Origin of the sequence: Janthinobacterium sp. HH106 (assembly GCF_001758725.1) — a bacterium.
Classification (GTDB): Bacteria; Pseudomonadota; Gammaproteobacteria; order Burkholderiales; family Burkholderiaceae_D; genus Janthinobacterium.
The window spans coordinates 1-10,140 of sequence record NZ_LRIC01000013.1 but is presented as its reverse complement, the minus strand read 5'-3'; the positions used below and the strand labels follow the sequence as shown (position 1 = coordinate 10,140).

Here is a 10,140-nt window from a genome sequence, read left to right as displayed (position 1 = left end):
GGCACCTTCCAGGCGTCTCCCGACACTATGACTTTTAACAGGAGCAACACATGAAATTGATGACGAACAAGCCGGGCCTTGGCGCCTGGTGGAGCTGGCTGGCCAGCGCCTTGCTGTGGCTATGTGCTGGCGTCGCGGCCGCCCATGGCGTATCCGAGTCCGACAAAGGTTTTCTGCAGGCCAGCAGCGGTATGCAGATCCTGCCGTACATCTATCTGGGCGCCAAGCACATGGTCACCGGCTACGACCATTTGCTGTTTTTGTGCGGCGTGATCTTCTTCCTGTACCGCATGAAGGATATCGGCCTGTATGTGACGCTGTTTGCCATTGGCCACAGCACGACCCTGCTGCTGGGCGTGATCAACGGCTGGCATATCAATGCCTATTTTGTCGACGCCATTATCGGCCTGTCCATCGTGTACCGCGCATTCGACAACCTGGGCGGCTTCCAGACGGTCTTTGGCATACAACCGAACAAGCGGGCGGCCGTGCTGATCTTCGGTTTCTTCCATGGTCTGGGACTGGCCACCAAGCTGCAGGACTTTGCCCTGTCCGCCGATGGCCTGGTGCCGAACATGATTGCCTTCAATGTCGGCGTGGAGATCGGTCAGCTGCTCGCTCTGAGCATGATCCTGATCGCCATGCGCTACTGGCGCAGCACGGCCAGCTTTGTACGGCATGCAGCCACCGGCAATTTCGTCCTGATGACGGCCGGATTCATTCTGGCCGGCTTCCAATTCACCGGCTTTCTCAGCAAATAGGAGCACCACCCATGACATCCCTCCCAATGAACGGCGGCATTTCGGTCGCAAAAAAAGAACTGCTGCGCGGTACCGGCCTGGCGGCCTTGGTTGCCGGCCTCATTTTGACCGTTGCGATCCTGCCTGCCGAATACGGCATCGATCCCACAGGAATCGGCAAGACGCTGGGCTTGACCACCTTGCATCGCCCGGCGGCGAGCGCTGCCGAAAGCGCACCCGCACCGCAGGGCTCGCAGGTAGCGGCGCCGGGCGAGGAACGCGCGCTCACCATTGCTGCCAAGCAAACGGTGCCGTACCGTTCGGACGAGCAGGAAATTACGCTGGCGCCCGGCAAGGGCCTGGAGGTCAAAACCCAACTGGCCAAGGGCGCAACGCTGATTTATTCCTGGGAAACGAAAGGTGGCGCCGTGGTCAATCATGATTTCCATGGCGAGCCAGTCAACGCGCGCGAAGACGAGTTCGAGAGCTTTATCGCCGACAAAGGTGTGAGCAGCTCCAGCGGCTCGCTGATCGCGCCCTTTACGGGCGTGCACGGCTGGTACTGGAAAAATAAATCGGCCGAGCCGGTGACGCTGGTCCTGCGCTCCAGCGGTTTTTACGCCGATATTTACAAAAAGTAAGTAATCCGCTTGATTTTCTCTGCGCGGCGCTGATGACACGGTGCAGCGTACATGTAAGACGGCTTATCGCGGCGAGGCCGACCAAAAAATCGCCGCATCCATGGAGAATTGCATGAAAAAAGTTATGTTGACGTTGGCCACCTTGTTGCTCGTTTCCAGCGCACCTGGCGGGTGGGCCCATACCGACCACGATCATGATGAGGCGCAGGCCAAGATCAAGCTGGAACTGAAGGGCGGCAAGACGGGCGCCACGGTATATGCCAAAAGCGCGGGCAAGAACTACGCAACTGCCGGCGCAACGGGTGTGTTGACGATCATCTCGGGCAGTACCAAAACCGACGTTGTCTTGCAGCCTGGCGCGGACAATACGATGGTCGCCATGACGGCGACGCCGCTGGTGGCCGGCACCCGTGCCCAAGCCAGTATCACCTTTGCGGACAAGAACACGGTCAAGGCCGAGCTGGTCGCCAAGTAAGCCACCATGCGGCCCTTCAACGGGCCACGTGCGAGGGCTGCGCTGCCAGCGTGCGCGAGATCGTGCATACTGGCAGCCAAAGCAAAAACACTCTACGAAAGCATGGTATGACTTCCTCATCGTCTTCATCTTGGCCAGGTACGCATCAGGGTGTCGCATACGCCTTGCTGGCGGCGGCCCTTTTTGGCGCCAGTACGCCTTTTGCCAAAATGCTGGTTGGGCAGGTTGCTCCCGTCACTCTGGCCGGTATGCTGTACTTGGGCAGCGGACTGGGCTTGCTGGCCTGCTTCGTGATGCGCGCGGTGCTCACCCTCAACAGTAACGACAAACCCGCCACGCTCACGGCTACGGATCTGCCATGGCTCGCGGGGGCGATTGCCTTCGGCGGCATTGCCGGACCGGTGCTGCTGATGTTCGGCCTGACGCTGACGCCCGCGTCCTCGGCATCGTTACTGCTCAATATCGAAGGCGTACTCACGGCCATGCTGGCCTGGTTTGTCTTCAAGGAAAATTTTGATCGGCGCATTTTCATCGGCATGCTGCTGATCGTCGCCGCCGGCATCCTGCTGTCGTGGGAGCAGGTGCCAAAGCTTGGCGTGCCTTGGGGCGCGATCGCCATTGTCGGCGCCTGCCTGTGCTGGGGCATCGACAACAACCTGACGCGCAAGGTGTCGGCCAGCGATGCCTTGCAAATTGCCGCCTTGAAGGGCTTGGTGGCCGGTTCCGTCAACCTGGCCATCGCGCTGGCCCTGGGTTACACCTTGCCCAGCGTAAGCATCTCCTTGGGCGCCGGACTGGTGGGTTTTTGTGGTTACGGCTTGAGCCTGGTGATGTTCGTGCTGGCCTTGCGCCATCTGGGAACGGCCCGCACGGGCGCCTATTTTTCGGCGGCGCCGTTCGTTGGCGCGGTGATCTCGCTGTTCATGCTGGGCGATATACCCGGACTGCTGTTCTGGCTAGCCGCAGCGCTGATGGCTGCCGGCATATGGCTGCATTTGACGGAAAAGCATGTGCACGATCACGAGCATGAGCCGCTGTACCATACGCATACGCACAGCCACGACGCCCATCACCAGCATACGCACGATGACGGCTGGGACGGCAAGGAACCGCATGTGCACGCCCATCAGCATCTGCCGCTGCGCCATGCGCATCTCCATTACCCCGACATTCATCATCGGCACGATCATTCCTGACTCTGGTCAAGGAGAAGGTTGCATGGGCTGAAATCGCGGATTCGCACAATCTCGCCAAGCTTACGGGTGTCGAGGGTGAATTCGTACTCTCCCAAATAGATGGAATGCTTGGAAGGACCAGCGATGATTGACGAGGCTGGGGCTATCGTCTGAAGGATCACGCCGCCTTTGCCGACGGCGTTCAAGCCGCCAGCGAACGTGCTGGCCGTCTCCTCCCTGCCGGTCCATGCGGTTCCGACCATACCATTTTCAAGCCGATCAATGTTCTCACCTCGATATAGTTCCACTGAAGGACCGTTGTAGCGCGGGAGCCAAACCCATAACATATCCATTAGCAAAGCATCGTCATCTATAAGCTGCCGAATGTAGTGATGAGATACATGCCATTGTGTGTGGAAGTTATCGGCAATGGTGCGATCCTTCGGCGGGCAAATGATCAGTCTTTTGAACAGGGAGCGCCATTCAGTCCGGTGCAGCGCAACATCGGGGCTCTTCAAAATCGGCCCATACTCTTTTCCTTCCAGGGGAGAACACAGGATTCGGAAAAAATCGGGCGCTAAGCCACTTCACTCGTTATTGCGGAACCCCAACGGCCGAAATTGTCCATCGTCGCTCTTCCGACTCTGACGCCAGACGTAATTTCCGGTCAGATTGATGTGTTCCCAGCCCAAGGGCGAAAGGTATTGCAGCATGTCGTCCTTGGCCAGCTTGCCTGACTCGCGCAAGGCCTGCGTGGCCCGCTCCAGGTACACGGTGTTCCATAGCACAATGGCGGCCGTCACCAGATTCAGGCCGCTGGCACGATACCGCTGCTGTTCAAAGCTCCGGTCCCGAATTTCGCCCAGCCGGTGGATGAAGACTGCCCTGGCCAGCGCGTTGCGCGCCTCCCCTTTGTTCAATCCGGCGTGGACGCGCCGGCGTAGCTCGACGCTTTGGAGCCAGTCCAGAATGAACAGCGTGCGCTCGATGCGGCCCAGTTCACGCAGCGCGATCGCCAGACCGTTCTGGCGCGGATAACTGCCGAGCTTGCGCAGCATGAGCGATGCGGTGACGGTGCCATGCTTGATTGACGCCGCCAGGCGCAGGATTTCGTCCCAGTGCGCGCGCAAGTGCTTGATGTTCAGGGTACCGCCGATCATGGACTTCAACCCTGGATAGTCCGCAATGGCGCCCGGAATGTACAGCTTCGTGTCGCCGAGGTCGCGAATGCGTGGCGCGAAGCGAAAGCCCAGCGTATGCATCAGCGCGAACACGTGGTCCGTGAAGCCGGCGGTGTCCGTGTAGTGCTCCTCGATGCGCAGGTCTGATTCGTGATACAGCAATCCGTCGAGCACATAGGTCGAATCCCTGACGCCGACGTTGACCATCTTGGTGCTGAACGGAGCGTAGTTGTCGGCGATATGCGTGTAGATCATCTTTCCCGGTTCGGCGCCGTACTTCGGGTTGATGTGTCCGGTACTTTCGGCCCGGCCGGCCGCGCGGAAGCGCTGGCCATCCGATGATGACGTGGTGCCGTCGCCCCAGTTAGCGGCAAACGCGTGAGAGGATTGAGCGTTGACGAGGTCGGCCAAGCCGGCCGAATAGGTTTCGTCACGGATGTGCCAGGCCTGTAACCACGACAGCTTGGAATAGGTCACGCCGGGGCTCGATTCCGCCATCTTGGTCAGGCCGAGGTTGATGGCGTCGGCAAGAATCGCCGACAGCAGCAGTGTCCTGTCCTTGGCCTGCTCGCCGTTTTTCAGATGGACGAAGTGGCGGGTGAATCCGGTCCAGTCGTCGACGTCCATCAGCAGTTCCGTAATCTTGATGCGTGGCAGCATCGCGCTGGTGAGGTCGATCAGTGCCTGGGCCGACTCGGGCACCACCGCGTCCTGCGGGCTGATTTTGAGGCCAGTGTCGGTAATAATGGCGTCCGGCAGTTCATTGGCCAGCGCAAGCCGGTTGACCGTGGCCAGTTGCTGGTTCAGCAGCATCACGCGTTCGAGCAAGTACTGGTCGAGGTCAGGGTTGATTGCAATGGGCAGCGTACGGGCCTGTCTGAGTTCGCTGAATTTTTCCGGTGACAGCAAATACTCCTCGAAATCCCGGAACTGGCGCGAGCCCTGCACCCAAATATCGCCGGAGCGCAGGGCGTTCTTCAGTTCGGACAGTGCGCATATCTCATAGAAGCGTCGGTCGATGCCATCGCTGGTGATAACTAGCGGTTTCCAGCGGGCTTTGACGAATGTGATGGTCGCATCTTCCGGTACCTTGCGCGCTCCGGTCGTGTTCATCTTACGCACGACATCAATGGCGTCGAGCACCGCTTGTGCTGCGGGCGCCGCCTTGAGCTTGAGCACGTCGAGAAATTCGGGCGTATAGCGACGCAATGTGCTGTACTGCTCTTCAATCAATTTTAGATGGTCAAAGGTGGCGGGCCGGGCGAGCTGGGTGGCCTCGGTGACGCTTTGTTCAAATTCAATCCACGGCAGCACGGACTCGATCGCGGCATATGGGTCGTCGCCGGATTCTTTGGCTTTGACCAGCGCACGGCCAATTTTCGAATACAGACGTACCTTGTCGTTGATCGCCTTGCCTTGCTTTTGGAACTGCTCCTGGTGCTTGTTCTTGGCGGCGCTGAACATCTTGACCATGATGCGGTCGTGCAGGTCGACCAACTCGTCCGTCACGGTGGCCATGCCTTCGATGGCCAGTGCTGCCAGTGTGGCATAGCGCCGCTCGTCCTCAAATCTGGCAAGGTCACTCGGTTGCATCTGCGCGCCTTCACGCGCAATCTTCAGCAGACGGTTTTGGTGAATATGCCGGCCCAGTCCCTCCGGCAGGGCGAGCGACTGGAAGATCTTGAGGCGCTCGATATGCTCCCGCACGTAGCGGGAATTCGGTTTGCGTGGTGACTGACGCAACCATACGAGCCAAGTGATTTTTATGTCCGGCGCAACATTGAGCAGGTTATCCAGCCCGCTTCGGTGATGTCGTTCCAGCGGCTCGATCAACGTCCGATAGATGCGCCTGTTGGCCCGCGTCACAGCTTCCGCGCAAGCACGCTCAATGACCGATAGAGCCGGCAAGATAATCCGTTTCTGCCTCAGCGTTTGCAAGGCATGGCTTGCGAGCACGATGCCTTTGTCAGTCTGCATGGCAAGGTCAGCCAAACTGTGAGCCAGCTTCCGAAAATCCGTCAACCCGAACGGTGACAATCCGAGATAGGCGCGCAACTCATGCAAATGCTCATTCCGCGTTTTTTCGCGCACCCCGTATTCCTGCCAAGTGGCGGCATCGCTTCGTACCTGGCGGGCGACCCATTGAATCACCATATCCGGCACCAGCATGTCGCCAGCCAGCGCGTAGCCAGGGTAGCGCAGCAGGCACAATTGGACGGCGAAGCCGATTCGGTTGGCGTCGCCGCGGCGCTGCCGGATCATGGACAAATCGGACTCGGTGAAGCTGTAATGCTGAATGAGATCGTCTTCGGCCTCCGGGAGGGCCAATAGGCTCTCCCGTTCCGTTGAGGAAAGTACCGAACGACGCGCCATACGTTACGTCATCCTGCCGACGCATAGGCACCTCATGTTGGCCCCGCTCCGCCAATTCGCGAAATGGTTTCAATCAGCGTGGTTCGCTTGACCCCAAAGGTTCGGCAGACAGCCGCCTTGGACATGCCGTCGCGCAGTGCGGCAAGAATGGACTCCAATTTTTCGCCGGTAATTGACGGTGGGCGGCCGCCGACACGACCGCGCCGACGCGCTGCGGCAAGTCCGGCGGTCACGCGTTCCTTGGTCAACGCCCGCTCGAACTGGGCCAGCGCGCCGAAAACATGGAACAGCAGTTCGCCGGAAGCTGTCGTCGTGTCCATTCCTTCGGTGAGTGACCGAAAGGCGACCTGCTTGTCTTTGAGCGTGTTTACGATGGAAAGTAGGTGCGGCAATGAGCGGCCGAGCCGATCTAGCTTCCAGACGACAAGCACATCACCAGGCCGCAAGAATTCAAGCGCCTGAGCCAAGCCTGGCCGATCATCCTTGGAACCGGACGCACGGTCTTCATAAAGATGCCGGACATCGACGCCCGCCGCCTGCAGCGCGTCGCGCTGCAGGTTGGTGTTTTGGCGGTCAGACTCGGACGAAACCCGCATGTACCCGACAAGCATGTACGGAAAACCCATGAAATATGATTGTCGTATGCTACACCATGACGACATAGTATTCCGTACACTTTTCATGCCTTGGGGTGTAAGCTCGAGATATCGCCTGTCGAGCCGTCGGAAAACATCTGTTTTCCGACAGGCAGCTTTCGGCCAAAAGCGGACTGTCGCTGTCCGGCAAGCCCGTAGTAGCGAACCTGTGGGCCAGTTGGTGCCCGCCGGTCGTCGAGAGACGCCGGTCTTGGCCAAAGCGCAGGCAGGGCGTGGCGATGTCGTCTTCATCTTTGCTAATCAGGGTGGTTTTGCCCCGGCATTCAAATGCTGTCTTTCCCAAAAAAGCCTGGTCCTGCAAAATGTTCTGATCGACCATATTGGCGCCATGGCGCGCTAATCAGGGGCGCGCTATCGCCGGCGACCTTGGCCAAGCATCTCGACAAGCTAGCCGTTCGGCGACAGCGCTGTGGGCCATCAGCATCGCGATGCCGTGGCCAAACGCAACGACCTCGATCCTCACGTTGTCGGCGCCCAGGTCATCCTGCGCATTGCAAGTATTGTTGAGCGTCAGATTCCGTTTCATGGGGTTGGCGTCGCTCCCCTGGAAGACGACCCGCCATGCGGTGGCAGTCCCTGCGGCTGCAGCTCCAGAAAGAATTCCAAGTGCACCGGGCGCTGCCAGGGCAAGCGCTTGGGTCACGACCGCCCCGCGCGATGGTGCGTTTTTGCCCATTTTGTCCAGGAATCGTTACCGCCGCAGTGCGACGCGCTGCACGCGGTACCTGAACGTACTGAAACCCGCCGCAGGCCGACAATCCGGCGCTCATTATTTCTGCCAGCCCCACTTGGCAAAGATCGCGCTGCCTTGCGTCGATTGCAGGAATGCGATGAACTGCTTCGCTTGCGGGTTGGCGGCGCCATGCTCAGTCAACGCCACGCCGGTATCGCGGTAAATCGCATAATCAGGTTCGATTGGCACGACGTCGGCCAGGCGCGGGTTCGACACCTGCCAGATATTCCAGATAAGCCACGCGTCGATGTCGGTGCGGGCGGTCCAGGTATCGCGCGCGCTCGCGCTGTTGGGTGCGTAACTGGCAATATTCGCGCGTACCTTGCGCACCGACTCCATGCTGCCTTTGCGGCCAGCCATGTCTTCCCAGACGCCGTTCTGGCCGGCGCCGTTGACCACAAGCAGACGCACGCCAGGCTGCATCAGGTCGGCCACGCCGCGGAGGTGCTTGGGATTGCCGGGACGCACCAGGATCGCCAGGGGACGCATATATAGCGGGGTAATGCTTGCCTCCTGTATCTTGCCGCCCATCGCTACCGTAAAGTCCGTCATCATCGTTTCCGAACCGCTGTAAATGATGTCCGCATCCTGTTTTGCATGGTCGATCCAGCTTGGCGTGGGGCCGGCCGTGACGGTGACTTTGATGCCGTTCGCATGCTCGAATGCCGCCGCTGCTTCTTTCATCGCAGGAGCCGGTCCACCCGGGCCGTACACCAGCAACGGCTGCTGGGCACACGCGATACCAGCGGTGAGCGCAACTGCAGCAACAAGGCTGCAGCGCGCCGCGGTCAAATAGTGATGTGATGTCATGGCGTTATCTTTCGTTTGTGGAAAATGGATGGCGTACTGCTACGCCCTTAAACACCCAGAAATTTGATCAGGGTGAAACTGATGACACCAAGGCCGAGCAGCGAAAAAATGACAACCCCGGCGACCTTGCCGCCGGCACGCAGGACAGCGCGGGCATCGACGCCGAGGCCGAGCGCGGCCATCGACATAATGGTGAAAAAATTGGCGGCATCGTGCGCTGGCGCCAGCGCTGCCTGCGGAATCCAGCCCAGCGAGCGCAAGCCCAGCAATGCAAGGAAGCCGACGATAAACCACGGCACCAGGTGCGCGACGTTCAGGCGGGCGCCTCCCCGTCCGCTTCCCATCAGAGACAACACCAGCACGACCGGGCCCAGCATCAACACGCGCACCAGCTTGACCAGGGTGCCAATGTGTACGCTGACTGCGGACACCGAACTCGTTGCCGCCAGTACCTGTGGCACGGCATACACGGTCAGCCCGGCAAACACGCCGTATTGAACCGGCGTGAATGACAACAGCCCCACCAGCAACGGCAACCCGAGCACCACCACCACACCCAGCACCGCCGTAAAGGCGATGGAGGCGGCCACGTCCTTGCCATCTGCGTCGATCACCGGGGCCACCGCCGCAATCGCCGAGTTGCCGCAAATTGAATTGCCGCAAGCAATCAGGATCGCCATCTTTTTCGGCAGACCGGCGCTGCGGCCCAGGAAATAACTGAACAGAATCGCCAGTACGACTACCCCGGCAATGCCGCCGACCAGTCCCATGCCGTTTTCGAGCAGCGCGCCGGCGCTGACGGACGCGCCCAGCAGCACCACGGCAATCTCAAGCAGCAGCTTGGCGCCCATGTGGATGCCTGGCTCGAACCGCTGATCGAGACGGTGCACGGTGCGCAGTCCAGTTCCGAGCAAAATCGCCAGGACCAGGCTTTCGAGCCACGCGCGTCCGAACAGGTGGGCTTCTGCAGCTTCCATTCCATACGCGGCCAGCGTGACAGCGCCGCACAGCAACAGGCCGGGGACAAATGGAGCGCATTTTTGATACTGGGATGTCATGGTCGACTCTCGTTCAGATGTTCAGAGCATGCATTATCGAACGGTGATTTCGTTCGGTCCATCGTATAATTAATTACAAATCATTAGATTGGATCGAACGATGACATTGGACCAGCTACGCATTTTTGTTGAAGTCGCACAACGGCAGCACCTTACCCAAGCGGCTGCCGCCCTATTTTTGTCCCCGTCGGCCGTCAGCTCCTCGATCAAGGCCCTGGAAGAGCACTACGGCACGGCACTGTTCCATCGCATCGGGCGGCGCATCGAACTCTCCGAAGCCGGGCTCTTATACACATCT

The 10,140-nt window shown here is 59.5% G+C and carries 11 protein-coding genes; 5 read left to right on the top strand and 6 right to left on the bottom strand.

Annotated features, from left to right (window positions below; genetic code table 11):
* Positions 1–50: 50 nt before the first annotated feature.
* The 4 genes from JAB8_RS07080 (at position 51) to JAB8_RS07065 (ending at position 3,052) form a co-directional block, all read left to right on the top strand.
* Positions 51–761 carry a HupE/UreJ family protein gene (locus JAB8_RS07080; RefSeq protein ID WP_070289017.1) on the top strand — a complete coding sequence of 237 codons (711 nt, stop codon included), beginning with the start codon at positions 51–53 and terminating at the stop codon, positions 759–761.
* A gap of 11 nt (positions 762–772) precedes the next feature.
* On the top strand, positions 773–1,381 hold the full coding sequence (locus tag JAB8_RS07075) for a hypothetical protein (protein WP_070289015.1): 609 nt from the start codon (positions 773–775) through the stop codon (positions 1,379–1,381).
* 112 nt (positions 1,382–1,493) lie between these two features.
* Positions 1,494–1,856 carry a hypothetical protein gene (locus tag JAB8_RS07070; protein WP_139142964.1) on the top strand — a complete coding sequence of 121 codons (363 nt, stop codon included), beginning with the start codon at positions 1,494–1,496 and terminating at the stop codon, positions 1,854–1,856.
* A gap of 107 nt (positions 1,857–1,963) precedes the next feature.
* Positions 1,964–3,052 carry a DMT family transporter gene (locus JAB8_RS07065; RefSeq protein ID WP_070289012.1) on the top strand — a complete coding sequence of 363 codons (1,089 nt, stop codon included), beginning with the start codon at positions 1,964–1,966 and terminating at the stop codon, positions 3,050–3,052.
* Here the strand turns inward: JAB8_RS07065 and JAB8_RS07060 are convergent.
* From JAB8_RS07060 to JAB8_RS07030, 6 genes are all read right to left on the bottom strand, one after another.
* On the bottom strand, positions 3,043–3,549 hold the full coding sequence (locus tag JAB8_RS07060) for a hypothetical protein (RefSeq protein ID WP_254679468.1): 507 nt from the start codon (positions 3,547–3,549) through the stop codon (positions 3,043–3,045). The two genes, JAB8_RS07065 and JAB8_RS07060, sit on opposite strands and share 10 nt — an antisense overlap.
* Positions 3,550–3,618: 69 nt before the next feature.
* Positions 3,619–6,585 (bottom strand): Tn3 family transposase, encoded by a 2,967-nt coding sequence (locus JAB8_RS07055; protein WP_070289008.1) that lies wholly within the window; start codon positions 6,583–6,585, stop codon positions 3,619–3,621.
* A gap of 32 nt (positions 6,586–6,617) precedes the next feature.
* The gene (locus tag JAB8_RS07050; RefSeq protein ID WP_065306380.1) at positions 6,618–7,196 is read right to left on the bottom strand and encodes a recombinase family protein; all 579 of its coding nucleotides are present in this window, start codon (positions 7,194–7,196) and stop codon (positions 6,618–6,620) included.
* A 34-nt stretch (positions 7,197–7,230) separates the two neighbouring features.
* Complete coding sequence (locus tag JAB8_RS29435; RefSeq protein ID WP_065306351.1) at positions 7,231–7,560, bottom strand: hypothetical protein; 330 nt, start codon at positions 7,558–7,560, stop codon at positions 7,231–7,233.
* 450 nt (positions 7,561–8,010) lie between these two features.
* Positions 8,011–8,766, bottom strand: a complete 756-nt coding sequence (locus JAB8_RS07035; RefSeq protein ID WP_254679467.1) for a substrate-binding domain-containing protein — start codon at positions 8,764–8,766, stop codon at positions 8,011–8,013.
* Between the two features lie 65 nt (positions 8,767–8,831).
* Positions 8,832–9,842, bottom strand: a complete 1,011-nt coding sequence (locus JAB8_RS07030; protein ID WP_065306348.1) for a putative sulfate exporter family transporter — start codon at positions 9,840–9,842, stop codon at positions 8,832–8,834.
* A gap of 100 nt (positions 9,843–9,942) precedes the next feature.
* Between JAB8_RS07030 and JAB8_RS07025 the strand changes: the two genes are divergently transcribed.
* Positions 9,943–10,140: LysR family transcriptional regulator (locus JAB8_RS07025; protein ID WP_139142963.1), on the top strand; the 198-nt coding region annotated here is incomplete at its 3' end.

What these genes read in the sequence shown, in the direction of transcription:
- JAB8_RS07080 (WP_070289017.1), top strand. Translation starts at nt 51, where the DNA reads ATGAAATTGATGACGAACAAGCCGGGCCTTGGCGCCTGGTGGAGCTGG.
- JAB8_RS07075 (WP_070289015.1), top strand. Translation starts at nt 773, where the DNA reads ATGACATCCCTCCCAATGAACGGCGGCATTTCGGTCGCAAAAAAAGAA.
- JAB8_RS07070 (WP_139142964.1), top strand. Translation starts at nt 1,494, where the DNA reads ATGAAAAAAGTTATGTTGACGTTGGCCACCTTGTTGCTCGTTTCCAGC.
- JAB8_RS07065 (WP_070289012.1), top strand. Translation starts at nt 1,964, where the DNA reads ATGACTTCCTCATCGTCTTCATCTTGGCCAGGTACGCATCAGGGTGTC.
- JAB8_RS07055 (WP_070289008.1), bottom strand. Translation starts at nt 6,585, where the DNA reads ATGGCGCGTCGTTCGGTACTTTCCTCAACGGAACGGGAGAGCCTATTG.
- JAB8_RS07050 (WP_065306380.1), bottom strand. Translation starts at nt 7,196, where the DNA reads ATGCTTGTCGGGTACATGCGGGTTTCGTCCGAGTCTGACCGCCAAAAC.
- JAB8_RS29435 (WP_065306351.1), bottom strand. Translation starts at nt 7,560, where the DNA reads ATGGTCGATCAGAACATTTTGCAGGACCAGGCTTTTTTGGGAAAGACA.
- JAB8_RS07030 (WP_065306348.1), bottom strand. Translation starts at nt 9,842, where the DNA reads ATGACATCCCAGTATCAAAAATGCGCTCCATTTGTCCCCGGCCTGTTG.